The 25,396-nt window shown below is 64.9% G+C and carries 20 protein-coding genes; 11 read left to right on the top strand and 9 right to left on the bottom strand.

Going from position 1 to position 25,396, the window contains the following annotated elements; translation table 11 throughout:
• Window positions 1–147: 147 nt before the first annotated feature.
• The 3 genes from VHAB30_RS23020 to VHAB30_RS23010 all read right to left on the bottom strand — a co-directional run bounded on the left by VHAB30_RS23020 (window position 148) and on the right by VHAB30_RS23010 (window position 2,109).
• The gene (locus VHAB30_RS23020) at window positions 148–1,146 is read right to left on the bottom strand and encodes a hypothetical protein (protein ID WP_159278712.1); all 999 of its coding nucleotides are present in this window, start codon (window positions 1,144–1,146) and stop codon (window positions 148–150) included.
• A gap of 110 nt (window positions 1,147–1,256) precedes the next feature.
• Window positions 1,257–1,667: a hypothetical protein gene (locus VHAB30_RS23015; protein WP_216850750.1), complete on the bottom strand. Its 411-nt coding sequence runs from the start codon at window positions 1,665–1,667 to the stop codon at window positions 1,257–1,259.
• A gap of 67 nt (window positions 1,668–1,734) precedes the next feature.
• Window positions 1,735–2,109, bottom strand: coding sequence for a hypothetical protein (locus tag VHAB30_RS23010; protein ID WP_159278710.1), 375 nt, complete (start codon window positions 2,107–2,109; stop codon window positions 1,735–1,737).
• 313 nt (window positions 2,110–2,422) lie between these two features.
• On the opposite strand from VHAB30_RS23010, the gene VHAB30_RS23005 reads away from it, so the two are divergent.
• Entirely contained in the window at window positions 2,423–2,752 is a 330-nt protein-coding gene (locus VHAB30_RS23005; protein ID WP_268894364.1) for a helix-turn-helix domain-containing protein, read from the top strand.
• Window positions 2,753–3,444: 692 nt separating this feature from the next.
• Here VHAB30_RS23005 and VHAB30_RS23000 read toward each other — a convergent pair.
• From VHAB30_RS23000 to VHAB30_RS22975, 6 genes are all read right to left on the bottom strand, one after another.
• Entirely contained in the window at window positions 3,445–4,230 is a 786-nt protein-coding gene (locus VHAB30_RS23000) for a DUF7227 family protein (protein WP_235926896.1), read from the bottom strand.
• A gap of 229 nt (window positions 4,231–4,459) precedes the next feature.
• Window positions 4,460–4,720 carry a hypothetical protein gene (locus VHAB30_RS22995; protein WP_159278708.1) on the bottom strand — a complete coding sequence of 87 codons (261 nt, stop codon included), beginning with the start codon at window positions 4,718–4,720 and terminating at the stop codon, window positions 4,460–4,462.
• The gene (locus tag VHAB30_RS22990) at window positions 4,701–4,988 is read right to left on the bottom strand and encodes a hypothetical protein (RefSeq protein WP_159278707.1); all 288 of its coding nucleotides are present in this window, start codon (window positions 4,986–4,988) and stop codon (window positions 4,701–4,703) included. Before VHAB30_RS22990 ends, VHAB30_RS22995 begins: the two co-directional genes overlap by 20 nt.
• Window positions 4,985–5,296: a hypothetical protein gene (locus tag VHAB30_RS22985; protein WP_159278706.1), complete on the bottom strand. Its 312-nt coding sequence runs from the start codon at window positions 5,294–5,296 to the stop codon at window positions 4,985–4,987. The genes VHAB30_RS22990 and VHAB30_RS22985 overlap by 4 nt, the downstream gene beginning before the upstream one ends.
• Entirely contained in the window at window positions 5,293–5,832 is a 540-nt protein-coding gene (locus tag VHAB30_RS22980) for a hypothetical protein (RefSeq protein ID WP_159278705.1), read from the bottom strand. Before VHAB30_RS22980 ends, VHAB30_RS22985 begins: the two co-directional genes overlap by 4 nt.
• A gap of 1 nt (window position 5,833) precedes the next feature.
• Complete coding sequence (locus VHAB30_RS22975; protein ID WP_159278704.1) at window positions 5,834–6,427, bottom strand: YqaJ viral recombinase family nuclease; 594 nt, start codon at window positions 6,425–6,427, stop codon at window positions 5,834–5,836.
• A gap of 574 nt (window positions 6,428–7,001) precedes the next feature.
• On the opposite strand from VHAB30_RS22975, the gene VHAB30_RS22970 reads away from it, so the two are divergent.
• The 10 genes from VHAB30_RS22970 to VHAB30_RS22925 all read left to right on the top strand — a co-directional run bounded on the left by VHAB30_RS22970 (window position 7,002) and on the right by VHAB30_RS22925 (window position 25,359).
• On the top strand, window positions 7,002–8,501 hold the full coding sequence (locus VHAB30_RS22970; protein WP_159278703.1) for a YfjI family protein: 1,500 nt from the start codon (window positions 7,002–7,004) through the stop codon (window positions 8,499–8,501).
• Between the two features lie 1,518 nt (window positions 8,502–10,019).
• Window positions 10,020–11,351 carry a type VI secretion system baseplate subunit TssK gene (tssK, locus tag VHAB30_RS22965; protein WP_159278702.1) on the top strand — a complete coding sequence of 444 codons (1,332 nt, stop codon included), beginning with the start codon at window positions 10,020–10,022 and terminating at the stop codon, window positions 11,349–11,351.
• 32 nt (window positions 11,352–11,383) lie between these two features.
• Complete coding sequence (locus VHAB30_RS22960; RefSeq protein WP_159278701.1) at window positions 11,384–12,730, top strand: DotU family type VI secretion system protein; 1,347 nt, start codon at window positions 11,384–11,386, stop codon at window positions 12,728–12,730.
• On the top strand, window positions 12,727–16,332 hold the full coding sequence (gene tssM, locus VHAB30_RS22955) for a type VI secretion system membrane subunit TssM (protein ID WP_159278700.1): 3,606 nt from the start codon (window positions 12,727–12,729) through the stop codon (window positions 16,330–16,332). Before VHAB30_RS22960 ends, tssM begins: the two co-directional genes overlap by 4 nt.
• Window positions 16,329–16,964, top strand: coding sequence for a type VI secretion system-associated protein TagF (gene tagF / locus VHAB30_RS22950; RefSeq protein ID WP_159278699.1), 636 nt, complete (start codon window positions 16,329–16,331; stop codon window positions 16,962–16,964). The genes tssM and tagF overlap by 4 nt, the downstream gene beginning before the upstream one ends.
• Before the next feature lie 754 nt (window positions 16,965–17,718).
• Window positions 17,719–19,632, top strand: a complete 1,914-nt coding sequence (locus tag VHAB30_RS22945; RefSeq protein ID WP_159278698.1) for a serine/threonine-protein kinase — start codon at window positions 17,719–17,721, stop codon at window positions 19,630–19,632.
• 61 nt (window positions 19,633–19,693) lie between these two features.
• The gene (gene mltA / locus VHAB30_RS22940) at window positions 19,694–21,277 is read left to right on the top strand and encodes a murein transglycosylase A (RefSeq protein WP_159278697.1); all 1,584 of its coding nucleotides are present in this window, start codon (window positions 19,694–19,696) and stop codon (window positions 21,275–21,277) included.
• Window positions 21,278–21,430: 153 nt separating this feature from the next.
• Window positions 21,431–22,180: a hypothetical protein gene (locus tag VHAB30_RS22935; RefSeq protein ID WP_062482983.1), complete on the top strand. Its 750-nt coding sequence runs from the start codon at window positions 21,431–21,433 to the stop codon at window positions 22,178–22,180.
• Window positions 22,181–22,207: 27 nt separating this feature from the next.
• Window positions 22,208–23,335, top strand: a complete 1,128-nt coding sequence (locus tag VHAB30_RS22930) for a hypothetical protein (RefSeq protein ID WP_159278696.1) — start codon at window positions 22,208–22,210, stop codon at window positions 23,333–23,335.
• A complete protein-coding gene (locus VHAB30_RS22925; protein ID WP_174250274.1) occupies window positions 23,332–25,359 on the top strand; it encodes a caspase family protein in 2,028 nt (675 codons plus the stop codon). Before VHAB30_RS22930 ends, VHAB30_RS22925 begins: the two co-directional genes overlap by 4 nt.
• The last annotated feature ends 37 nt before the right edge of the window (window positions 25,360–25,396 follow it).

Below are 25,396 nucleotides of genomic sequence, written 5' to 3'. Positions count from 1 at the left end.
GTGGCTTGCTCAGAACGGCATACGTTCATTCGCCTAGCATTGACGTGAGTTCTACTGATTCCTGCAGCGAAGAAGATCGGGGCGCACCAGCGGGCTGCAGGAGCCTCGATGCCAGTATGGCGGAGCTGCCTCTTCCACAGTGGAGATTCATGTTGCCGGCTTGGAGCTCTTGTATCGAAAACCACCGTCTGGACCACTGATGTTTTCGATGGGAAAGCGCTCGTCAAACAACCGGGGCGCCTCCATCCCCATCCCGTTTTTCGTCAGGTAGGTGAGGTACTCCCGCATACGCTTGGGATCCATCAGGTAGACCGGCATGGCACTTCTTCCCTCAAGATCATCGATGAACAAGGCGGCTGACACGGGCTCGGCATTGCCGCCTTCACGGTATCGGAAAGTGGTCTTGACCTTGAGGGTGTGGCTCTTGTCGTAGTAGGTGCCGACTTCCTTGGCCACGACTTCGTAGGTCCGCTGAATCTCCTGGGCGTACTTTTCGTTCCACGCCGTCGCGTCGTCGATCTGCTTGAGGGCGGCGTCGATCGCAGCTTGAGCCTTCTGCTTCTCGGCCTCGATCTCCGCCAGCAACTTTTCCTTCTCGCCATTCGCCACAACCAGATGCTCGGAGCGACGCGCTTCCCATGCCGCGGCGTCCGGCGGCGCCTCCCCTCGCCTCAGTGCAGTCCCGTTGATCGAGATGAACTGCGAACGTGGCTCAGTGGCGATGTATTCGATCCGCTTGTCGACTTCGGCCACCCTTCGGGCCCACTGCGTCGAGCGCTCCTGACTGAATCGCACTGCTTCTGCATGGGCACTGCGGGCTTGCGACAAGGCAGTGGTGACGGAGATGTTCGCGAGACCCGCTCTTGTCTTCAAGGCGGCCAACTCCCCTTTCTTGGATGCGTTGAGCAATTCGTCATCCAGCTTCACCGCGCAGATGTGCGTGACGACGGTGGAGTTGTTGACGATCTCGCTGGACCAGTCGGTGCTCTTGCATTCCTTGACCTTGCTCAGGGTCTCGCCGATGGTGAACTCATCGCCACCCAAGCGCGTGTCCTTGACGGCGGAAATCTTGCTGTCGCCGCAGGCAGCCAGCATGCACAGAGAGAAGCTGAGGCCGATCAACTTGATGTCATTGAGGGGGATCATCTGAAAGATCTTCTGTAAAAAATGGTTGTGGAAGTGATGGATATGGGGAAGGCGGACGCGCTTGGTTGCTGCCTCACCCGCCCTCGCCGCAATTGCTGCTCAGAGCGCGCCTAGCAGCGATGCTTGAGATTGCGCGGCCGGCGCGGATCGGTGCCGAGCACGGCACCTTCCTTGGTCATGCACACGCCATCGGCACAGGCATAGCCGGGCGTCTTCAGCACGGCGCGATCGGCATCACCGATCTCACAGCGCAGCTCGTCGAAGTCGAACTCCTTATAGGAGCTCGCGCGTTCGGTGGTCGTGTAGTAAACGCCGCCGGCCCCTGCCTGCACCTGGACCGGATAGACCGGGTACTTGAGGTCACGACTCCAACCCTGGATCTGGATCTCCATGGCCGAGCGGTCGATCTGGTGCCTCACGGCATCGGGGCTGATCAGCGGATCGATGCCCTTGGCCAGAACCAAAGGGGTGAAGACGATCGCAGTAAGCACGGCGAAGACAGTGCTGTGCATGGTTCTCATGGGGAGCCTTGAAAAGATGGACTTGAAGCGTGACCAAACGAGCGCAGCCGAACAGACCGCAGGCCGCTCAACCAAGCTTGGTATCGGCAGACTTGGGCGCAATCAGCTGTGGGATGTTCCAGTCGGGTGGAAAAGTGTCGACCGGCACCCAGCCGTTCTTCACATAGGAGCGTGCCGAGAGCCTGTTTCCGAAATGCCCGATCAGGCCACAAGCGATGAGGATCGCCCAGGTCTGTGCTACCCAGTCCTCGGCCGGGTCAAGCACCAGCAAGATGGCCAGCCCCACAACGAAGAAGGCCGCATACAGGAAGACCGCGCACAACAGTGCCAGCGGCCATTGACCGCGCATCAGGAATGCGATCGGTCCGAAGAAGAAGAGCTGCCACGAGTACCCGTGCTTGACGAAGCGGGTCTGGTTGTTCTTGGCGAAGTGAATGTTCATGATTCGGTTCTAAAAAATGGAGGCTTCCCTCCCGAAGCCGTCAAGGGGTGCCGCTTCGGCTCGAGAACCAGGTCTGCCTGGTTCTTTGACGCGCAGCACTTCTTGTTCGTGTATGTCGTGGCAAGAAACGTGTTGAACCTCCTCAGGATCAAGAGAGACATGCCAATTCACACCTGTGTCCGACCGGCTCATTGCCCTGCGGACGCTGGATGGGTCATGGTGATGATTGGCTTCAACCCGTCTGGGGTTTCAGCCTTGAAAATTCTACGTTAAACGTAGAGACGAGATTGCTCCTTGTTACGAATATCGTAAGGTGCCGTCTCTCAACCCTGCTCGTTCCGTTTTTGGAGCACGCCTTCGCATGGCGAGGCTTGCGGCCGGCTTGCCGCAAGATCGACTAGGTGTGAGAGCGGGGTTGGATGAAGGTACTGCGAGCGCACGCATCTCCCGTTACGAGAGCGGAATTCACGAGCCCAACATTGCATTTGCTCAACGATTGGCTTCTGAACTCAACGTGCCAGTCGCATATTTCTACGCACCGGATGACGACTTGGCCAAGCTCATTCTGTGGTTTGGACAACTGAACCAGAAGCAGCGAAGGTCGCTCGTCGAGTTTGCGAGCAACCTCTCTGAGGTTCGGTAAGCACTTCCGCTCCACTTCGCCCTCCTAGCCTCAAGGGTCGCCGGTGAAGCCGGCTTGTTTGACGAGCCAAGCTGACGTGGAATATCTGCGAACTGACAGATCACGGGCGGTGCCTCGCGATGCGCTTGTGGTTCAGCGTCGCTGCAGAAGAGTCGTCAGCCGCCAAGAAGATCTCGCAGACCTGACGCCAAGCCGACGATGAGTCCAGCCAAAAAGACCAGCGCGTAGACAACCAGGTATTCCAGCGGACCTGCAGCCGTATTCATGCCGACATCCTTGCAGCACTACCCCACGGCAACGACGCGAATCGTCTGACTCCGTTGGCGGCGATCCCGGCCTTCTGCATAGCCACAGACTTCGAATTCGCAACAGCTGTGGTGCGTCGCCGCTCAATGCGGGCTTCGGCTGCTCGGCCAACTCGGCATTGGTGAATAGTTTTTCGAGGGGTCATGAAGGGGTTCCTTGGTTGATATCGGAAGTAGCGGTTGATGCGTTTCTGCGAGGTGGACCGTCACTGAGTGGCGTAGCGATTGCTGCGAGGTAAGCCTCTTGCTCAAGAGCGCGATGGACCTGATCCAGACGGTATGGGTCACGCTGCTTGGAAAGTAGGACCGCCCGATCCACACGTTCCAGAAAGGCCTCGTCGAATCCAGGCTCCTCGGGTTTCGCTGAGTCGTTTGTTCGGGACGTGCTCATCGCGAACTCTTGTCAAAGAACACTGCCTGCACGCGCTCGGCCCCCCTGCCATGGGCCGGGAAGCCCACGATGGCGGCGCGATCGCGTTGCTGACAGATCCCGCAGTTCAGGCAATCGGAGTTGCCAGTGCTGGCAGGGCAGACGATCACCTGGCGCCCGGCAGGCGTTCGCATTGGCTTGGTGCACCCCTGGGGCAGGACGACCACCACGGGCGCGATGCCCAGGTCCGCATACGCGTCAGCCTGGACCAAGGTCTCGGCACTGAGGTTGACCGTGAAGCCAAGCCGGTTCGCGTTAAGGATCGCCGCCTGGTTGTTACGGGTGAGCGGATAGTGGGTGTAAGTGAACCCACGACGCCCCCGATTTGCCATGGCCAGCCGTGTGAGCTGGCCGGCATCGATGACACCGGGCGCTTCAGGCGCCAGGTCACCTGCCTGGTTGTGGCGCCACAGGGCATGGCGCCGCAAGGTGGAGATCTCCTGGAGCAATTCATCGAAGCTGTGGCCTCGCCGTCCCTGTGACACGCTGCGCCAATGAATGGCCAGGGGTCCGCTTTCGGCATAGCAGCCATTGCCCTTGAAGCTGCAGCTCGGTGGGCACGAGTTCGCACTCGTCGTGGTCACCGGGATCGGGCCGGTCTTGCGGTTGCGGCTGACGCGCACCAGGTGATAGGTGCAGATGTCCTGTTTGGTGGAAGCTGCAGGAGAGTGATTCAGCCGTTCCTGGGATGGCCTGGTTGATTGCGGGCGAGCGTGTGCCTCCGCCATGATCGGAATGAACAAAGTAGATCCTCTATGTTGTGAGCGCAGCCGTTGACGGCGACGCCTTGAAGTGCCGGCCCTAAGGGGCGATAAAGGGCGAGCCAGACCTACGCGCGCACCTCCACCACGCTCCAGGCCAGAGAGGCCGGGGCGTGGTGGGTGCGTGCGTAGGGGATGAAGGCGAACCGGGAGGTCCGATGCACAGGCAGGGCGCCTGTATGCCGTTGCAGCGAGTCCGCTGCCTCAAGAGTCAGCGTCTTTGCGTGGGCGCAGTGGCAGGAGGAATCGGGTCGTTGCGGCCGAGCCTTCTGGCCAGCTTGTCCCGCACTTCCACAGCGCAGCCATGCCAGGCATGACCACTGACCATGGGCGTGTCCAGCGCCTGGGGATCCGTTTCAGCGACGCGCCTGGCGTACTGCTCCAGCGCCTGCATCACGAACGCCTGGATGAGCGCACCGTGAGCGCTGAACTCCATCAGCTCGGTGACGAATTCAACATTGCTCGAAGGCATGCTGGCTCCCCTCATTCACCTCGCAGACCTCACATGTCGACTGAAGGATCTCGAAGCCCGCATCGGCAATGAGGCCCGGATCCAGCAGCATGACCAGGTCATCCGAGATGCCCGAGCGCATCGACGCCCACGCCTCATCGTCCAGGCCATCTTCGCGTGCACGCACCCTGGCAGCACCAGCGAGCGCCTCCTCATCGAAGACGGCAAGCTCGATGCTGAAGACCACCACCGTGCGGGGCATGGACGAGGTGAACGCGGTGCCGCTCATGCGCCCTCCCCGGTGTCGATGCGCGAGATCTCCGCACCGAACGCCAGCGCCGCGTTGTCGGGGCTGGGTGGTCCGTTCTGGCGAATCCACCAATCGGGCGGGCTGTGCGGCACGGTCATCACACCCAGGTAGCCGCCTTGCGAGGCGTAGCCCACCACCTTGGCGCGCCCGATGCCGTTGATGCGGATGATCACGTCGTCGCCGATCGCGGGAACCTCGAAGTCGGCCGACCACTTGAATACGTCTTGGGCGAAGGGGTCGCGGGTATGGGGCGGCACTGTGGCGTGCCACCGGAATCTGGTTTTCATGAATGTTTCTCTTGGGGAGGTTTTTCTTGGGACGGCAACACCGTCGCGCTGCCGAGTTGTCGGGATTTCAGGCGGCAGATCAGGCCGTCGCTCTCTCGTGCGACGTCCCAGCCACGGCGGCCGAGACTTCGGCGCAGCACGTAGGTCGATTCGCCGTAGGAGACGCGCAGGCCCGGGCGGATGGCCGCTCGTCTGGTGACCCGGTGTGCATGGAACTCACGCACCTTCTCGCGCCATGGGCCTGCGTAGGGCCCAGTCGGAGGACTGGCCCGATCCAGGAAGACCAGCGGACAGTCGAAGTAGTACGGCCCGCAGCTCTCGTCCATGCTCTTGACGGCCACTTCACCCTTCCTGCAATCGATGAGGGTCAGGCCGATCCAGATCCGCCCGGCGTGTTCACCCGAACGGTTTTGTGCCAGGAACCACAGCCGGTTGCCGATCGCGCGATGTGCCAGCACCGCAGCAAAGGCTGCGACGCTATGCAGTTCGTCATGGACGGCTTGGTCCTTGGTGGCCCGGTAGACGATGCTGCCCATCTCAGACCTCCGCCCGATCGCCCTCCAGCGGCGCGCAGTCGGTTTCCACGCAGTGCCAGAACTCGCGCTCGGCATCGATGAGTCGGGAGATCTCGACCTCGTCGCGTTCGACCCGGTGGATCCGCAGGTCCTGGCCGCAGATCAGGGCAACCACATCCAGGGCCTGGGCGCCTGTGACAGCCAGCCGATGCAGCATCTGGATCCGCACGTAGGCGGGAAGGCCCGCGCTCCAGAGCTCAGCCGCGTGCATGCCGACGCATCGACACTCCAGCAGCTGGACATCGGGAGCGCCGACGACTTCGCGGCCGGGAAGCGCCAGCATCCAGGGGTGCTGCGGGTGCCGCAGCAAGGCGCGAGTGCGCCGCACCTGGTGCCCCGTGCGCAGCGCATAGTGCGCCGCCACGATGGGCTCGAGCAGGCGGTCCCAATAGGCTGCGGTTTCTGCGGACTGAACGAGGGAAGGATCGACAGGCTGCAGCAGGTCGTGACGCTCGGTCTTCTCCATCCACAGCCGCACGGCAGACTTGAAGGGATCGCGGCCTACGGCCGCAGCGGCGTCGAGACTGCCGATCCCGGCAGGGCCGTCCGTTTGCATGCCCGGCCACCGCTCGGATATCGGATCCCGCGAACGAGTGGTCGGCACCAAGTGCAATGCAGGGGCGCGAGACCGCGGACGAGCGCTCGGGGAACGCCGTGTGCTTCGGGGAGTTGAGTTCATCAATTTCTTTCTGAAGGTTGGAACCGCCCATCCAGCAAAAAGCCCCGCCCTCTCGATGGAGAGGCGGGGCTTTGGTGGAGGAGCTGAGTGGGAGTGGTGGGGAACGTGGGAGGAGGGAGTGGGAGAGGAAGGTCGAAGATCAAATAGCGTCAAGCGGCATTGGTGCTCGCCTTCGTCGCATCCAAAGATCCGACTCATCGGCCTCGGGTCTACCTATCAAGGCTACTGGACTCTCGTCCAAAGGTGCGACGATGAAGACGGATGCTTGGTTGTCAGCTCTGTCATATGGGGCCGAAATTTTTTGCAATCCAACCGTGGCACCGGGCGTCCCCCTTGGGCGCGCCATCATTCAGTATTCATTCAAATCTCAGCGCAGCTTGACCGGAAAAAATAAGAATACAACGAGCCTTGTTCCCGCATCTCCTCAGTACTTTTCCTTCGCTTTTAATCAATGAATAACTTTTCAGTTGACCTGCTTCAGAAATTAAACAACAGAGAAGCACATACAGAACATCCGCCCAAAAATAATTACCATCACTTAATTCAAGGCACCATCAACGAGGTCTCAGAAAAGATTCAAAGCCCAATAGCCCTGATCACAAGCTCTATCCTGTCAGTTCTTTCGATTGCGTGCCAAGCAAGGCGAACCGTCATCCATCCTTCAGGGCAAATTTCCCCTTTATCTCTTTACTTCTTTACTCTCGCAGCATCAGGAGAGAGAAAAACCGCAACTGACGCCTTGCTCATGAAGCCTGTCAGAGAGTTTCAAAGAAGATTTGATTTGGAATTTCAGGGAAAGATTCAAAAATACAAAGCAGACCTTCATTTTTGGAATCAACAGAAGCGAGTTCTCGAGAAAAAGATTGATCGATGTCTGCGCGATGAAAAAACAGAAAATCTGGAAGCGCTTCGCTACGATCAAGAAAAAATTCTTGGATCAGAGCCCATAGAGCCAAAAGGATTGAAGCTTCAGATCGACAATACCACCTCTGCAGCATTTCTTCGTTTTTTTGACAAATACCAACCAACAACCAGCATTATTTCTGATGAAGGCGCAAGTGCGCTTGCATCATTTGCAACTGCAAATGTGGGCAACCTGAATAATAGTTGGAATGGAAAATCGTTGAGCGTCGAGAGAACTAGCTCGGAGAGTTTTACCATCGAAAATCCTCGCTTGACGGTACACCTGATGCTGCAACCAGAGATTTTCCTTCGCGCCTTAAAAAAGGAAAACAACATCTGGGAAGAAAGTGGTCTTCTTGCACGTTCGTTGTTTTCATTTCCACAGTCAAAAATTGGCACACGGAAACCTCCGTCTGGATACGAGCCAGTCTACGGGGGACTCGACGCCTTCAATGGTGAGATTGGAAAGTTGCTCGACATTTCCTATTCAAAACCTCTTTCCGAACCAATTCCTCCGATGCGTTTCAGCGCGGAAGCGGCGAAAATATGGAGTGAGTATTCAACCTTGATTGAAAACTTCATGATCCGAGGTGGTCCGTTGGAGAGTATCAGAGCAATGGCCTCCAAGGTCTCAGAAAACATCGCTCGAATGGCCGCGATCTTTGAATGCTTCAGCCATCCCATCGCCCCTCAAAAAATTACAAGAGAAAGCGTCATGTGCGCCATCGATGTATGCCAATGGTATCTTGTGGAGCATTATTTTTACTTCAGCAGAAGGGAAAATGATCCAATCGAAAAAAATGCCGAACTACTTTTGCATTGGTTAAACAAAAAAGCAATGTGGAACTCCCTTGCATCCATTGTTCCCAAGAAATTGATTGCAAAAAATGCCACTCCTCACTTTCTGCGAAGGAGCAGTGTGTGGCAACCAGCACTGGACTACCTTGAACATGTGGGTAAGGTCAGCCTGGAGTACCCGCTGCCCACAGGAGAGGAGTGGATCGTCCTTACGCCAGCTCACGATCTTCAACAACAATCACTTCTTTAACTTGAGTAGTGGCGATTCTGGCGAAATTCGCCAGAATCGCCACACTAAGTCTATAGCTGAAGTGTTTTCAAGAGAAAGGCAAACTCATAGTCCCAGGGCGTCTTGCTGATTCGCGCGATAGGGGATAGGAGTGAGGCGGCACAACTCCACCGTTCGAAGTGCCAACGGCGTAGACGATCGATCGAAGGATCACTGCAGATTGACGATGCGTGTGCCGGCTTCGCTGTATCGCATGACGATGGCGGTGCCCTCGATGCATTTCCGTGTGCACTGATATGCGCGGAATGATCAGGGTTTGCAATTGAAGGGGATAGAAATATTTCCGCGGAATTTGCATTTGACGTACTTGATCAGCCAGTTGCCCGACGCATGCTAAAGCGCGCTGGGAGTAGGGCCGGGCTGGAGCTGCAAAATGTGAGGCTTCCATTTCAATCTTCGGTTGGTAATCGTTTTTTTTGATTTGACTTATTTGAAACGAGTTGATAATTAAAATCTCATGAAGGAAGATTTAGATCGAATCATCATTGCCACGTCAATCGGTCCGTGCGGCCCTCAAACCCTGATAAAATCCTGGTCAAGCCATCTAATTTTGCGGGACATAGGGATTTTTTTGACCAGCCGAAGGCTGGGTCAACCTTAAAAATAAAGTAGTGAACGGTTCGCTAAATGAAAAATCAATCTGCCGCTCACAATTTTTTCGCACTTGAATGCGCACAAGCTACGCGAAAAGCTTAGCTCACGCGTCGCTCCGTAAATTTCCCGAGTTTAAGAAGCTCTGCGGAGGTCGGCATGTTGCAAGCGGGAATTTCAGCATGCAATTGCTGATTTGACGCGAATCAATGCGTTGAATTTCTTTGTGGTCGGTTTTGATGTCACGCAGAATTGATTTTAATTTTGTAGTCAATAAATTTTTTAGCATATGTGGCATTGTCGCGTGGTAGTAAATCAGATGGAGTTGGCGTCGCGGTCTGTCGAAGCAACTTCAGGTGAGGTGTTCGGAACTTGTTTTTGCTAACTCTTGATTCAAAAGCAAAGATTTTGTGTTAAAAAATCCTCGATATGGGATGGGCGGTGACCGGAGCCTTGCATTGATTTTTCAATAGCGAGGATGCTTCATTTGCCGGGTGTTGTGATCCTCAATTCGCTCTAGGCATCGAAGTTTCGGAAGAAAATTCATCAATTGAACCGATGAGGCCTCTGCCGCGGATGTATTAATGCGGCGTAAACATGAAGCGTATATTCAGAGTCGCTGTCCTCAGCTTCATGGAACGAGGCAAAAAGGGCCTGTTTTCATCGCCGAAAAACCTGCCCCGAGGAAGGGGAGTCATGCGACCTTCAGAACCGACCTGCCGGAAGCCGCAAACTTCGCCTGGTCCCATCTACTCCCTTTGCCGTACCTCGAATCTGCCCTCCTAGGCCATTAGCTAGGCCTTAAGGCGGATTTGCCTCCCGCCCCCCGCGCCGGAAACTTCGTGTTTCTTCTTTCTTCCCGGCACCCTTGCCGTTGACGGAGTGCGGATGAGTTGGCGAACCAAAGTGGTCTGGAGCGAGGGGATGCTGTTGCAGCCTCAGCACCTGCAGCAGAGCGAGCGCCATGCCGATCATGCGCGGCATGTGCTGTTGCGCACCACCACGCCCTACGCCTGGGGATTCGCCGAAGTCGAGATCGACGCGGCGGCGCTCACGCTGGGCAAGCTGGCGCTGGTGCGGGCGGTGGGCATCTTCGGCGACGGCACGGTGTTCGATATGCCGGCGGTCGATCCGCTGCCCGAGCCCATCGACATTCCCGCGTCCATGCGCGACGAAGCCGTGGTGCTGGCACTCCCGCTGCGCCGCGCGGGGGCGCGCGAAGCCGATGCTGAAGAGTACGAAGAGCTGGTGCGCCACCGGGTGCTGGAGTCGGACGTGCCCGACTCCAACACGGCCGGCGAGCGCACCGCGATGCTGCAACTCGGCCAGCTTCACACGCGCCTGATGCGCGCCAGCGAAGCCACCGATGCCTGGGCGACCCTGGGCGTGGCCCGCGTGGTCGAGCGCCGGGTCGACAACCAGGTGCAGCTCGACCGCGGGATGCTGCCGCCGCTGCTCGACGTGGCCGGCCACGCGGTGATCCGTGCCTGGCTCGACGAGCTGCTGGGCCTGCTGCGCCAGCGCGGCGAGGCGCTGGCCGGGCGCATGACCCAGGGCGGCACCGGCGGCGTGGCCGAGATCGCCGACTTCATGCTGCTGCAGGCGGTGAACCGCAACGAGGCCATCTTTGCGCACCTGGCCAAGAGCGCGATGCTGCACCCGCAGCATTTCTTCGAACACGCGCTCGGGTTGGCCGGCGACCTCGCGAGCTTCCGCGACACGCGCCGCGTGACGCGCTTCGGCCCCTACATCCACGACGACCTGGCGCTGAGCTTCCGCCCGGTGATGGACGACCTGCGCCGCAGCCTGTCGATGGTGTTCGAGCAGTCGGCGATCCGCATCGACCTGCACGACCGCAAGCACGGCGTGCGCGTGGCGGTGGTGACCGACGTGGAGCTGCAGCGCAAGGCGACCTTCGTGCTCGCGGTGAGCGCGAACATGCCGAGCGAGGCATTGCGCGCGCGCTTCCCCACGCAGGTGAAGATCGGCCCGGTCGAGCGCATCCGCGATCTCGTGAACCTGGCGCTGCCGGGCGTCACGCTGACGCCGATGCCGGTGGCGCCGCGCCAGATTCCCTTCCACACGGGCGCCAACTACTTCGAACTCGAAACGCGCAACAGCGACCTGTGGCGACAGCTCGAGCAATCGGGCGGCATCGCGATGCACATCGCGGGCGATTTCCCCGGCCTGGACTTGGCGTTCTGGGCCATTCGTTCCTAGCCGCCTCCGGCTGACGGAAACGGAACATCACCATGAGCACCCCTCCCGACCCCTTTGCCGCCTTTGAGTCCGAGCGCACGGTCATCAAGCCCAAGCCGCGCACGCCGGGCGGCACGCCGCCGGCCGCTGCGCCCGCGCCGTTCTTTGGCGGCGCCGATCCGACGCCCGTGGCCGAGGTGGGCGAGATCGGCCTGCTCAATCCGCTGGTGTCGGCGGCCGGCAAGCTGCTGGTGCTGATCGGCAAGCTGCGCAACCTCGCGCAGCCGCCCAACGTGCCGGCGCTGCGCGCGTCCACCGCCGATGCGGTGAACCAGTTCGATGCCGCGGCGCGGCGCGCGGGCGTGGGCAACGAGTCGGTGCTGGCCGCGCGCTATGTGCTGTGCACCGCGCTCGACGAGGCGGTGGCCAACACGCCCTGGGGCGTGCAGGCCGGCTGGAACAAGCAGAGCCTGCTGGTGCAGTTCCACAACGAGACCTGGGGCGGCGAAAAGGTGTTCCAGCTGCTGGCCAAGCTTGCGCAGGACGTGCCCACGCACCGCCAGCTGCTCGAGCTGATCTACAGCGTGCTCGCGCTCGGCTTCGAGGGCCGCTACCGCGTGGTCGACAACGGCCGCGCGCAGCTCGACTCGGTGCGCCAGCGCTTGGCCGACCTGATCGCGAAAGACCGCCCGCCGGTCGAGGCCGAGCTGTCGCCGCACTGGCGCGGGCAGGGCGCGGGCACGGTGCGGCTGCGCGAGTCGCTGCCGTTGTGGGTGTTCGCGGCCGGCTTCGCGCTGCTGCTGGCGCTCGCGTGGTTCGGCCTGCGGCTCACGCTCAACCACCGCTCGGACACGACCTACGCGGCCGTATCGAGCCTGCGCGTGCCCAACATCCAGATCGCACCGCCCGCCGCGCCGGCCAAGTCGCCGCGGCTCGCGCGTTTTCTCGAACCCGAGATCAAGCAGGGCCTGGTCACCGTGACCGACGAGGCCGACCGCAGCGTGGTGCGGCTGCGCGGCGATTCGTTCTTCGGCTCGGGCAGCGCCGAGCCCATGGCGGCCTCGCTGCCGGTGCTGCGCCGCATCGGTCAGGCGCTGGCCGAGGTGAGGGGCGAGGTGCTCATCACCGGCCACTCCGACAACCAGCCGATCCGCTCGCTGCGCTATCCGTCGAACTGGCACCTGTCGGCCGCGCGCGCCGATGCGGTGAAGGGCGCGCTCTCCACGCTGGTCGAGCCCGCGCGCATGCGCTCCGACGGCAAGGCCGACGCCGAGCCCGTGGTGGCCAACGACACGCCGGCCAACCGCGCGCGCAACCGCCGCGTCGACATCGTGCTGCTGACCGAACCCGAGCGCCTTGCTGCTGCACCGGCTGCTCCCGTTCCAGGAGCGACGAAATGATCAAGAAAATCTTCGGCTTCCTGTTCAGCCCGCTGCTGCTGACGCTGCTCGCCCTGATCGTCGTCGCGCTGCTGATCTGGTGGATCGGCCCGCTGGTGAAGATCGGTTCGCTCGCGCCGCTCGAAGGCGAGATGACACGCGCCATCGTCATCGGCGTGATCGTGCTCATCGTCGTGCTGCGCGCGCTGTACCGCCGCTGGCGCGCGCGCCGCGCGAGCCAGCACCTGACCGACGGCCTCATGAAGGCGCCGGCCGCCGCCAAGGCCGGCGCGCCGGTCGACGGCGAACAGAAGATCCTCGACACGCGCTTCAGCGAAGCCGTCGCCACGCTCAAGCAGATGCGCCTGCATGCCGCCGGCAAGAAGCCGGGCTGGCGCGACTGGCTGTCGATCTCGGGCGGCAGCTACCTGTACGACCTGCCGTGGTACGTCTTCATCGGCGCACCGGGCGCGGGAAAGACCACGGCGCTCGTCAACTCGGGCCTCTCGTTCCCGCTGGCCGAGAAGTTCGGCCCCGGCGCGATCCGCGGCGTGGGCGGCACGCGCAACTGCGACTGGTGGTTCACCGACGAGGCCGTGCTCATCGACACGGCCGGGCGCTACACCACGCAGGACAGCCACCAGTCGGAAGACAAGAGCGCCTGGGAAGGCTTCCTCGGCCTGCTGAAAAAGGCGCGCCCGCGCCGCCCGCTGAATGGCGTGTTCCTCACCGTGAGCGTGGGCGACCTGCTGAGCCAGGGCCCCGAGGCGCGCACGCAGCTCGCGGCGTCGATCCGCGCGCGGCTGCTCGAACTCGACAGCAAGCTCACCACGCGCCTGCCGGTGTACGTGCTCGTCACCAAGAGCGACCTGCTCTACGGCTTCACCGATTACTTCGACGACCTCGGCAAGGAACAGCGCGCGCAGGTCTTCGGCTTCACGCTGCCGGCGGACGAGAACGTGCAGCTGGAAGAGAAGGGCCTGTCGGCCGCCTTTCAGCGCGAGTTCGCCTTGCTGCACAACCGCGTCAACGACGGCCTCATCGCACGCATGCAGCGCGAGACCGACGGCACGCGCCGTGCGGCGATCTTCGGTTTTCCGGCGCAGTTCGGCTCGGTCGGCCCGCTGCTCTCCGACCTGCTCGAACAGGTGTTCACCGGCTCGCGCTTTGCGCAGCCGCCGTGGGTGCGCGGCGTGTACTTCACCAGCGGCACGCAAGAGGGCAGCCCGATCGACCGCGTGATGGGCAGCCTGGCGCGCAGCTTCGGCATCGAGCGCGCCATGCTCGCGCCGCAGAAGTCGAGCGGGCGCAGCTACTTTCTCACCGCGCTGCTGCGCGAGGTGGTGTTCCCCGAGCAGCGCCTGGCCGGCGCCGACGTGAAGCTGGAGCGCCGCCGCAACACGCTGCGCCTGGCGGGCGTGGCCGCGATGACGCTGCTCACCGTCGGCCTGCTCGCCGCCTGGGGCTACAGCACCTGGCAGAACAACAACTACCTGAAGTCGGTCGAGGCCCGCGTCGAGCCCGCGCAGAAAACCTTGGCCGCGCTGCCGACGCGCGTGCAGAACCTGGTCGAGGTCGCGCCCGTGCTGCAGGGCCTGCGCGACATCTGGAAGACGCCCGACAACCGCCAGGGCGACGAGCCGCTGTCGATGACGCTGGGTCTGTACCAGGGCGACAAGCTCGATGCCGCCGCCATGCTCACGCACCAGCGCGCGCTCAACGACGCTTTCCTGCCGCAGATCGCCAAGCGCATCGAGGACCAGCTGCGCACCGCGCAGAAGGACAACCTCGAGTTCACCTATGAAGCCCTGAAGAGCTATCTGATGCTCTACCAGCCCGAGCGTTTCGACCCCGAGGCGCTGAAGGCCTGGATCACGCTCGACTGGGCGCGCAACCTCGACCGCGGCATTCCCGAAGACCAGCGCAAGGCGCTCGAAGACCAGCTCGACGTGCTCATCGCCCAGGGCCCGCCGCGCTCGCCACTGAAGATGGACGAGAACCTGGTGCGCAGCGTGCGCGCCGTGCTCGCGAGCTACCCGCTGGAGCAGCGCGTGTTCAGCCGCCTCAAGCGCCAGCGCGCCACCAAGGAAATTCCGGGCTTCAGCGTGGCGCAGGCCACCGGCCCCTCGGGCCCGCTGGTGTTCGAGCGCATCAGCGGCAAGCCGCTGAGCGAGGGCGTGCCGGGCATGTTCACCTACGACGGGTACCACAAGCGCTTCCAGAACGAGGTCGTGGTGCTCACCGGCCTGCTGGCCGCCGAAGACCCGTGGGTGCTCGGCCAGGACCGAAACGCCAGCGAGCGCCTGCGCGATGCCGCGGCGCTGGGTGCGCTCACCGACCGCGTGCGGCGCCTGTACCTCGAGGAGTACGTCAAGCAGTGGGAGGCGCTGCTGGCCGATGTGCGGCTGATCCGCGTCAGCGGCCTGGAGAAGAACATCGAGACCGCGCGCATCCTGTCGGGCGTCGATTCACCACTTGCGAATTTTTTGCGTGCGGTGGTCAAGCAGACCACGCTGATTCCCGCGGCCGATGCCAACAAGGACGTCGTCAGCAAGGCCACCGAGACCGTGCGCAACACGCGCAAGGGCCTGGAAGACCTGTTCGGCAGCGACGCCGGCAAGCAGGTGGCGCCGGGCAAGCGCATCGAGAGCATCGTGGACGACCGCTTCGAGTCGCTGCGCCGCCTGGTCACCGCGGGCGGCCCGAACCAGCCCGCGCCGATCGACGACGCGCTCAAGCTCTTCAACGAGGTGTACGTGTACCTCAACGCCGTCGACACGGCCGTGAAGGGCCGCACCTCGCCGCCGCCCGGCGACGTGGCCGGCAAGCTCAAGTCGGACGCAGGTCGCCTGCCCGAGCCGGTGCGCAGCATGATCGAGAACCTGAGCCAGACCGGCGCCGCGCAGGCGCAGGTGGCCGAGCGCGGCAACCTGAGCCAGGACCTGCGCCCCGTGACCGAGTTCTGCAACCGCGCCATCGCGGGCCGCTACCCCTTCGTGCAAAGCAGCAAGCGCGACGTACTGCCCGAGGACTTCGGCCAGATGTTCGGCGCCGGCGGCCTGATGGACGACTTCTTCCAGAAGCGCCTGGCCGCGCTGGTCGACACCAGCACCCGGCCGTGGCGCTACAAGCCCGTGGCCGAGCGCGGCGCGATCACCACGCAGGCGCTGGCGCAGTTCGAGCGTGCGGCGCGCATCAAGGACATCTTCTTCCGCGGCGGCGGTCGCGGGCCGTCAATGCGGCTGGACTTCAAGCCGGTGGAGATGGACGCGGGCATCACGCAGTTCATCCTCGACGTGGACGGGCAGCTGGTGAAGTACGCGCACGGGCCGGTGGTGCCGATGGCGGTGCAGTGGCCGGGGCCGAAGGGGAGCAACCAGGTGCGCGTTCAGGTGAGTCCGCCGTCGACAACGGGGAGTTCGGGGTCGGCGATGGATGGGCCTTGGGCTTTGTTCCGTACGTTGGACGACGGGCAACTGGAAGCGGGGGATGCGCCGGAGAAGTTCTTCATCACGTTCCAGGTGGGGGCGCGGAAGACGCGGTTCGAAGTGACGACGAACAGCGTGCAGCATCCGATCCGGTTGAAGGAGTTGCGGGAGTTTTCTTGTCCGGAGGGGTTGTGAGTCTGGCCTCTTCTTCTTCTTCTCTCTTCGTCTCCTCTGAGTTGCCGGGATGGTTTGGCAAGCTGCCGGGGATGGGGGACTTTGCGCATCGGCGGTTGCCGGAGTCGTTTCGCTCGGTGTGGGACCCGTGGTTGCAACGCGGGCTGGCACGGCTGCGGGATCGGCATGCGGATTGGACTGCTCACTACCTGGAGGCGCCTGTGTGGTGCTTTGCGCTGGGGGCGCAGGTGGTGGGGGAGCGGGGGTGGATGGGGGTGTTGATGCCTTCAGTGGATGGGGTGGGGCGGTACTTTCCATTCACTCTCGCCGTTGAATTGGATGAAGGCGTACCTGGTGCGCTGCATGGAGAGGCGCTTGTTGCTGCGCTTCGGTGGTGGGCGTTGGGGACGCAGGCTGTGTTGGAAGGGCTTGAAGGGGATTTGGATGCGCTGCGGTTTGATGCGGTGCTGGGGCGGCTGTTTGTTTCCGCTGCTGGTGAGCCTGCTGCTGAGGATCGGTCGCTTCAGTTGCCTTTGGCTGGGGCCTCGCTTTGGATGGAGACGCCTGGCTTGGAGGGCGGGGTTCGGATGTTGGCTACTGGGTTGCCTCGGGATTTGCAGTTCGAGGCTTTGTTTCTTGGGGGTGGGGAATGAGGGCCCTGCTTTCTTTTGCTTCCCGAGGCCGGGAGTTCCGCCCGGCGGCGGACTTACTTTCTTTTGCTTCGCCAAAAGAAAGTAAGCAAAGAAAAGGCGACCCCACTGTCTGCGACCCCTCCGCTTCGCTACGGGGCAACCTGCGGTGCTCGCGTTTCGCGGGGTCTCGCAGAACTCGCTTCGCTCAAACAGCTGCGAGCCCTGATCCGCGAAACGCTGCGCTCCTCGGCGCAACCAGAGGGGATTTGGATACCGGACAGGCCTTTGCTTCGCTCGGCCTGGGAACTTCCAGCAGCCAGATGCCACGGGGTTGGTCGCACTCGCACTCGCACTCGCACTCGCACTCGCACTCGCACTCGTACATGTGTCTGCACTTGCGCGAGCGCCAGCGCCCTGCTCAGTTCAACGCCACGCCCCATGCAAGCCGCAGCAGGCGCGAAGCGCCTGCTGCGGCCTACTGGCCGAGCAAAGCGATGGCCCGTTGGTATCCAAACCCCTTCTGTATGCGCCGAGGAGCGCAGCGTTTCGCGGATCAGGGCTCGCAGCTGTTTGAGCGAAGCGAGTTCTGCGAGACCCCGCGAAACGTGAGCACCGCAGGTTGCCCGCAGCGAAGCGGAGGGTCGCAGACAGCAGGGTCGCCTTTCTTTTGCCTACGTTTCTTTGGCGAAGCAAAGAAAAGTAGGTCGCCTGCCGGGGCGAGACCCGGCCCCGGAAAGCAACCCCAAAAAGGCGTTCGCCCAGCAGGAGCAGGTCAATGACCGACAACGCCCTTCCCCCGGAAGACGACCGCACCCGAGTCGTCTCACGGCCCGTGCCATCCACCAGCGAAGCTGACACAGGCGCCACAGTCATCACCGGCGGTGGTTTCACCACGGCTTCGGGCGTCCCCGTCACCAGCCCAGCAACCGCAACCCACGAAGCCGGCCTCCTCCCCGTAGGCAGCCGCCTGGCCGAATTCGAAATCACCCGAGTCGTAGGCCAAGGCGGCTTCGGCGTCGTCTACGAAGCCTGGGACCACACGCTGGAGCGCGTAGTCGCCATCAAGGAATACCTCCCAACCTCGCTATCCACAAGACAGCAAGACGGCACCGTAGTCCCCCTCTCAGAAAGACACAGGGAAACCTTCGACCTCGGCATGCGCAGCTTCATCAACGAAGCCCGCCTTCTCGCCCAGTTCGACCACCCGTCGCTCCTCAAGGTCTACCGCTTCTGGCAAGAAAAAGGCACCACCTACATGGTCATGCCCTTCTACAAGGGCGACACCCTGCGAGAAGCACTCGTAGCCATCCCGGCAGGCGTCGACGAAGCCTGGCTCACCCGCATCATGGACGGCGTCACGCAAGCCCTCGCCGTGATGCACAACGCCCACTGCTACCACCGCGACATCGCCCCCGACAACATCATCCTGCTCGAAGGCTCCGGCCGCCCCGTGGTGCTCGACTTCGGCGCCGCGCGCCGCGTGATCACCGACAAGACGCAGGCGATCACCGTCATCCTCAAGCCCGGTTACGCGCCCATCGAGCAGTACGCCGAGATGCCCGACATGTCGCAGGGCGCGTGGACCGACGTCTACGCGCTCGCCGCCGTGATGCACGTCGCCGTGTGCGGGCGTGCACCGCCGCCGTCAGTGGCGCGGCTGCTGTCCGACAGCTACGTGCCGCTCGCGGGCAACGACATCCTGCGCCAGCGCTACAGCGACCGGCTGCTCGCGGCGATCGACGCGGGCCTGGGCGTTCGGCCCGAAGCGCGACCGCAGTCGATGGCGGAGCTGCGCGCGGCATTGGGTCTCGAAGTCGGCCACAGCATCGCGCCCACACCGCGCACCGTGCCGCCGTCGGGTGCGCGAAGCAGTCAGTCGGGTGCCGATGCACCGACCGTGATCGGCACGGCCCACATGCCGAAGCCCATCGCCGCCAAGGCACCTGTTGCGAACGACAACAAGAGTGGTGGCAGCAGCAAGGCCGTCCTCGGCGCCGTCGCCGCCGCCGTGCTGGTCGTCGCAGCGGGTGGCGGCTGGTGGTTCCTCGGTCGCTCGGGCAGCGAAGGCGATGCAGGCAAGACGGCGCAAACCGCCACGTCCGCACCCCCACCCGACACCCCCACCCAGGTCGCGGAGGCCCCACCGCCACCCCCACCGCCGCCGCCTCCCAAGCCACGAACCCCCGCCGAGTCACTGCAATCCCTCGCCGCCGGCGCCGCGCCGGGCTTCGAAGTCACGGCCACGCCGAAGAAGGCCGAGGTCGCCATCGGCAAGGACAAGCTGGCCTTCGAGGTGCGCAGCAAGCGCGACGGTTTCGTCTACGTGTTCCTGCTGTCCAGCGGCGGCGAGATGTTCCTGCTGTTCCCGAACCTGCTCGACAAGTACAACAAGATCACCGCCAACGCCGCGCTGGCGCTGCCGCGCGCCTCCTGGCCGATGGACGCCGGCGGGCCGGCCGGCACCAACCAGTTCGCGGTGCTCGTGAGCGAGCACGAGCGCGACTTCGGCGCCTCGGGCGTGCAGAACGAAGGCGTGTTCCCGCAGTTCCCGCTGCCGGTGCTCGCGGCACTCGAAGCCACACGCGGCACCGGGCCGTCGCCGCTGTTGGGCAAACCGGTGTGCGCGCCGGGCGCCCCGCCGTGCAACGACGTCTATGGCGTCGCGAATTTCAAAATCGTCGAGAAGTAATCGTCTGTAGAGCGTCGGCCGCTTTCGGCCCCCTTTCCACGACCACGACCAGGAGACTTTCATGCACACGTCACCGTTGCCGCACTTCGCGCTTCCCCTTTGCCGAACGGCCGCCGTGGTCGCGCTGGTGCTGCTGGCCGCCTGCGCCAACACGCCGCCGACCGCCACGGGCACGGCCACCACCGCGCCCACCACGGCCGACCCCGCGACCGCACCGGCCCGCCCCACCGGCGGCAGCGTGGCGGGGCAGGCGCGCACCTTCTCGACCCAGCTCGCCACCTACACCTCGGTCGGCTTCGACGCCGTGCCGGGCTGGGCGCGCGACGATTTTTCGGAAAGCTGGCCGGCCTTCCTGGGCAGCTGCAAGGTGCTCAACGGTCGCGGCGCCGAATGGAAAGAGGTGTGCGAGCGCGCGCTGAAGGTCGACGGCAAGAGCACGCAGGCGATCCGCGGCTTCTTCGAAAGCGAGTTCTCGGCGTACCAGATCCGCGACGACGACCGCAAGCCAGACGGCGTGGTCACCGGCTACTTCGAGCCCGAGATCGCGGGCAGCCGCACCTACGTCGCACCGTTCATCTACCCGGTCTACGGCCAGCCCGAGGACATGCTGTTCGTCGATGCGCGCAAGCTCCCGGCCGGCAGCGGCACGGTGGCCGCGAAGGTCGAAGGCCGCAACGTGATCGTGCAAAGCGGCCTGAGCACGCGCGACATGGGCGCACCGGGCCTGTACGCGCTCGACCTGTCGGCCATCACCCGCGACACGCTCGACCGCAAGGTGCGCCTGCGCATCGACGGCAAGCGCCTGCTGCCGTACTACACGCGCGAAGAGATCGAGACCAAGGGCGCACCCAACGCCAAGGTGCTGGCCTTCGTGAGCAGCGCCACGGCGCTGTACGAGATGCAGATCCAGGGCTCGGGCCGCATCAAGCTGCCCAGCGGCGAGGTCGTGCGCGTGGCGTATGCCGAGCAGAACGGCCAGCCTTTCCGCCCGACCATCGCGCAGGCCGCCAACGGCAAGCCGCGCAGCGCCGTGAAGGTGCGCGGCGGTTCGCTCGAGCTGACGCTGGACGACGGCGACGACGAAGACACGGGCGCCATCGACAACAGCGTGATCCGCACGCGCGGCTTCACGCTGGCGCGGCCCACGGCCAGCGGCGCGGTGGTGGTGCCGGGCCGGCGCACGGCCGGCGCGGTGACCGGCTCCGGGATCAAGGACCCGAGCTACGTGTTCTTCAAGGAATCGACCTCGCCCGCGGGCGGCCCGGTGGGTGCCTTCGGCGTGCCGCTGTCGGCCGGCCGCTCGATCGCGGTCGATCCACGCAGCACGCCGCTGGGCTACCCGGTGTTCGTGTCGACACGCACGCCCGGCAGCGGCGCGCCCATGCAGCGCCTGACCATCGCGCAGGACACTGGCGGCGCGATCCGCGGCGCGGTGCGGGCCGACTACTTCTTCGGCAACGGCCAGCAGGCCGCCACCAACGCGCGCCGCATGAAGGAGCGCGGCCAGCTGTGGATTCTTCTGCCGCGCGGTCTGGCTGTGGCGCAGGCGGCGGTGTCGGGTGCGATCCGCACGCGCGGTGGCCCGGTCGGTGCCAATCTGCCGCAGTGCCTCGTGCCGACCGAAGGCGTCTGCGTCGACGACTGATGTTCTACCTCGGCCTACGCTCGACCCCATGGCCCGCGCAGCGCGGCCCGTTCGGGAAACACCGTGGAACCGGCTTTGCCGGGCCGCAGGTGTTGCCCCCTGCAAGGGGGGTGGAGGCCACACGAAGTGGGCAAGCCTGGGGGTGAGCCAGTGATGCAGGAAACCCTTTCGTCCGCCGAGAGCTCTGAACTCGTCCGCCTCTGGCGGCGCCGGCAGACGCTGTCCTCGGACGACATGGGCACCATGTACCGCATCGTGGGCGATGCGCTCGTGGCCTGCAATCCGCCCGAGCTGCAGGTGCTGGGCGAGGGGCGGCAGGAGCTGGTGGCGCAGTTCATCTACGTGAAGGTGCTGCGGCTCGATGCCGACCCCGACGAGTCGGAAGAGCGCGCCGGCCACAGCGCGCCGTCCACCGCCTTCGCGCTGTGCGCGTACTTCCGCCGCTACCTCATCGACTGCACGCGCGCCAGTTCGTTTCGCCGCAAGGTCTCCATCGGCGACCAGATCACCGAGGCCCAGCTCGAAGACGAACTCGGCCCGGGCGAAGACCTCGACGGCTGCCTGGCCGAGCACGGCCTCAGCGCGCAGGCCGTGCAGCTGGCGGCACGTGCCTTCATCGCCGGGCTGCCCGAGCCCGAGCGCATCTTGCTGTGCGAAGGTTTCGGGCAGGAGGCCGAGGGCGGGCTGTCGGGCGTGGCCTCGCGCCACGCCATCGCCTCGTACCACTACCGCGCCGGGCGGCTGGGCCTCGTGCACAAGCGCGAAGGGCTGGGCGCCGGCTATGCGCAGACCCGCATCGGCAGCTGGATCGGCCAGACCCTGGGCATCGCCATCGAGGCCGACAACATGGCGGCGATCCTGCAGGTTTTCAAAATCCTCGGGGCTGAAGCGTCTTATGTCTGAAGACATAGCCATTCAGGAACAGACGCCATGACCACCGACCTCTGGCCCCCGCTCAGCGTGATCCGCCATGCGTTCGAAACCGGCGCGCCGCCCGGCGATGCCGCGCCGGACGCCGCACCCGTCGCGATGCCGCACGGCAGCGGCGCGGGCGCGCCCGGGGTGTCGGACCTGCTGCTCCCTTTGACCGAATTGGCCCGGCGCCGCGAGGCTGTCGCCCGGCGCGCCTTCACCGCGCGCTGGGCGCCGGGCCGCCTCGTGAGCGTGGTGCACGACGGGCGCCTGCTCGGCGTGCTGCTCGACCGCTGCATCCACGGCGACCTCTGGCAGGGCTGGATGGCCGCCGGCGAGCCCGACTGGGCCGGCCCCTTCGACGTGCTGCTGGAGCCCGACGACGAGCCCTTCGAGCCGATGTTCGGCGTGGTCCAGGCCTGGAACGTGCTCACGCTCGAACCCAGCCCGCAGCTGGCCGCGCGCGTGCTCGGCGAGGTGTCGGCCACGCGGCTCGCCGCGATCCGCGCGGTGCACGACGAATGGGCCGCGCACGCGGCGCCCGACATCGCGCCCGAGCCCGGTCGCATCGCGCTGCGCGGCGTGGCCGGCGCGTTCTCGGTGCTCTCGGGCACGCCGCTGGGCCCGCAGGACCCGCGCACCGACTACCAGGCGCTGTACCGCGATGCCGGCCTGCAACTGGGCCGCGCGCTGGCGCAGCCGCAGGACGAGGCCCCCGCCGCGCCGCCGCCATCGCCCGCCCGGCCGCTGCCGCGGCCCGAGGACGGCTGGTGGGGCAGCATCCGCCGCTGGTTCGGCGCCGAAGGCTGGGCACGCCCGGCCTTCGCGGCGGTGGCGCTGTTTGCGGTGATCCAGAACGTGGGGCTCATCGGCGGGCGCGGCAGTGCCGAAGACGACGATGTGCGTTTCCGCTCGGTGCCCACGGCGCCGATTGCGGCGCAGGCCAACCTGGTCGTGCGCTGGAAGGACGGCGTGCGCATCGACGAGGCGGATCGCCTGCTGCGCACGATGTCGGCCGAAGTGGTCGGAGGGCCGGGGCCGAACGGCGTCTGGCGCCTGCGCGTGGCCGATCCGGTCGGCGGCTTGTCGGTGCTCGCGACGTCGCCATTGGTCGCGTCGGCCGGACCGGCTTCGGAGCCACCATGAACTGGCGCGCGTGCAGCCTGCGGTTCCTGCTCGCGCTGGTGGTGTGGGGCGCGGGCGGCGCTGCCGCGCAGGCCGCGCAGCGCGCGCTGCTCGTCGGTGTCTCCGAACTCGTCAACCAGCCGCAGGCCCTGTGGCTGCAGGCGCCGCGCAACGACGTGATGCTCATGCGCGACGCCTTGCTGAAGCAGGGCTTCACCGCGCCCGACATTGCCGTGCTCGCCGACGGCGTGCCCGGTGCCGCGCTGCCCGAATCGCAGGCCATCCACGACGCCCTGGCGCGGCTGCTCGCGCAGTCGGCCAGCGGCGACTTCGTACTGCTGTATTTCTCCGGCCACGGCACGCGCCTGCGCGACGTGGCCAAGCGCTACCAGGAGCCCGACGGCCTGTCCGAGAACTTTCTCGCGCGCGACGTGCGCGGCACGCTCGGCGCCGATGCCGCGCTCAGCGGCGACCTGCGCGACGTCGACTTCGATGCCTGGATCCAGGCCTTCCTCGCGAAGAACGTGTTCGTCGCCTCGGTGTTCGACACTTGCTCCGCCAACTCCATGACGCGCGGCACGGGCGATGCGCCCGCGACCGCCGAGGGCCCGGCCGACGACGAGGTGCGCTGGCGCGGCCTGCGCACGACGCAGCTCATGGGCGGTGCGTCGCCCGCACGGTCCTTGTCTCCGCCGGCCGCGACCGATGCCGTACCGCGCGCCCGCTACGTGGCGCTGTTCGCGTCCGAGAGCCACCAGATCACGCCCGAGCTGCGCCTGCCGCGCAAGGCGCGCAGCGCCCGGCCGCAGGGCCTCCTGACCTGGGCCGTGGTCGAGTCGCTGGCGCGCAAGCCCGCCACCTGGCGCGACCTGTTCGACGGCGTGCTCGCGCTGTACCCGCCGGTCATCGACGAACTCGCGCAGCGCTTTCCCACGCGCGAGCTGCCGTCGCCCGTGGCCGAGGGCAACCTCGATGCGCCGCTGTTCGCCAACAGCGGCGCGCCCGCGTCCACGCGCCCGGTGTGGGGCGCGCAGCGCAGCGGCGACAGCCTGGCCGTCAAGGCTGGCTTGCTCGACGGCCTGGCGCCGCAGCAGGAGGTGCGCGTGCTTGCCACGCTCGACGACGGCACCGTGCGCCGCGCGCCGGCCGCCATCGCGCAGATCAAGCTCGGCGGCGCCTGGCTCGCCGTGCCCGCGGCGCTGAAAGACCTGCCGGGCAGCGCGTTCTGGAGCGTCACGCCGGTCACTGAGCCGGCCGCGACAGCCCTGCGCGTGCGCGCCGACAAGCCGTTGCCCGCCGGCCTGAGCCTCGACTACCCGGCCGCGATCCGCCTGGCCGACGACCCCGCGAGCGCCGACGTGCGCTGGACCGACCTCGGCCCCGCGGGCCATCGGCTCGAAGCGCTCGCGCCCGTGTTCGGCACCGCCGCCTCCACCGTCGTGGTGCCCGACGTGGCCGCGCTGCGCCGCCGCCTGCAGGCGCTGGCGCAGCTCAAGTGGCTGGCCCAGTTGCAGGCCCATGCCAGGGGCGGCCAGCTCGACGGTTTCGATGCGGCGCTCGAAGTCTGGAGCGCCGACCGGCTGCTGCGCAGCGTGCCCGTCGCCGAGGCCGCGAGCGTGCTGCCTGCATTGCCTGCACTGCGGACGGGGGAGCGCGTGCGCCTGAACGTGCGCAACACCAGCGGCCGTTCGCTCGACCTCGTCATCACCGGCATCGACGCGCGCGGCGCGCTGCAGGCGGTGTACCCCGACGGGGCTGGCGAAACCAACCGCTTCAAGCGCGGCACGCCCGAGCAGCCGGCGGTCAAGCGTTTCGACCTGCCCTGGCTCGATGCGGCCGGCGAGGCGCGCCTGCTCGTCATGGCGGTGCCGGCCGCGCCCCACAGCGCGCCGCGCCTGTTCGGCGTGGCCACCGCGGCGCAGGCCGACGTGTCGGAGGTGCGCGTGCGCGGCGGCCAGCCACCGGCCGCCGGCGGCGAGCGCCAGGTGTTCGCGGCCTTGCTGCGCAGGAGCGCTGGCACGGCAGACGGTGGTGCGCGGCCATGAGGCAGGTGCGCGTGGTCCCGGTCCAGTTTTCTTTGTC

The organism is Variovorax boronicumulans, from assembly GCF_009811375.1.
In the GTDB taxonomy this organism is placed as follows: domain Bacteria; phylum Pseudomonadota; class Gammaproteobacteria; order Burkholderiales; family Burkholderiaceae_C; genus Variovorax; species Variovorax boronicumulans.
The sequence above is the reverse complement of the archived record's forward strand: the minus strand, read 5'-3'. Positions and strand labels throughout refer to the sequence as shown.

Excerpts from the sequence above, each read along its gene's own strand:
- VHAB30_RS23020 (WP_159278712.1), bottom strand. The coding sequence starts at position 1,146 with ATGATCCCCCTCAATGACATCAAGTTGATCGGCCTCAGCTTCTCTCTG.
- VHAB30_RS23015 (WP_216850750.1), bottom strand. The coding sequence starts at position 1,667 with ATGAGAACCATGCACAGCACTGTCTTCGCCGTGCTTACTGCGATCGTC.
- VHAB30_RS23010 (WP_159278710.1), bottom strand. The coding sequence starts at position 2,109 with ATGAACATTCACTTCGCCAAGAACAACCAGACCCGCTTCGTCAAGCAC.
- VHAB30_RS22995 (WP_159278708.1), bottom strand. The coding sequence starts at position 4,720 with ATGCCTTCGAGCAATGTTGAATTCGTCACCGAGCTGATGGAGTTCAGC.
- VHAB30_RS22990 (WP_159278707.1), bottom strand. The coding sequence starts at position 4,988 with ATGAGCGGCACCGCGTTCACCTCGTCCATGCCCCGCACGGTGGTGGTC.
- VHAB30_RS22985 (WP_159278706.1), bottom strand. The coding sequence starts at position 5,296 with ATGAAAACCAGATTCCGGTGGCACGCCACAGTGCCGCCCCATACCCGC.
- VHAB30_RS22980 (WP_159278705.1), bottom strand. The coding sequence starts at position 5,832 with ATGGGCAGCATCGTCTACCGGGCCACCAAGGACCAAGCCGTCCATGAC.
- VHAB30_RS22975 (WP_159278704.1), bottom strand. The coding sequence starts at position 6,427 with ATGCAAACGGACGGCCCTGCCGGGATCGGCAGTCTCGACGCCGCTGCG.
- VHAB30_RS22970 (WP_159278703.1), top strand. The coding sequence starts at position 7,002 with ATGAATAACTTTTCAGTTGACCTGCTTCAGAAATTAAACAACAGAGAA.
- tssK (WP_159278702.1), top strand. The coding sequence starts at position 10,020 with ATGAGTTGGCGAACCAAAGTGGTCTGGAGCGAGGGGATGCTGTTGCAG.
- VHAB30_RS22960 (WP_159278701.1), top strand. The coding sequence starts at position 11,384 with ATGAGCACCCCTCCCGACCCCTTTGCCGCCTTTGAGTCCGAGCGCACG.
- tssM (WP_159278700.1), top strand. The coding sequence starts at position 12,727 with ATGATCAAGAAAATCTTCGGCTTCCTGTTCAGCCCGCTGCTGCTGACG.
- VHAB30_RS22945 (WP_159278698.1), top strand. The coding sequence starts at position 17,719 with ATGACCGACAACGCCCTTCCCCCGGAAGACGACCGCACCCGAGTCGTC.
- mltA (WP_159278697.1), top strand. The coding sequence starts at position 19,694 with ATGCACACGTCACCGTTGCCGCACTTCGCGCTTCCCCTTTGCCGAACG.
- VHAB30_RS22935 (WP_062482983.1), top strand. The coding sequence starts at position 21,431 with ATGCAGGAAACCCTTTCGTCCGCCGAGAGCTCTGAACTCGTCCGCCTC.
- VHAB30_RS22930 (WP_159278696.1), top strand. The coding sequence starts at position 22,208 with ATGACCACCGACCTCTGGCCCCCGCTCAGCGTGATCCGCCATGCGTTC.
- VHAB30_RS22925 (WP_174250274.1), top strand. The coding sequence starts at position 23,332 with ATGAACTGGCGCGCGTGCAGCCTGCGGTTCCTGCTCGCGCTGGTGGTG.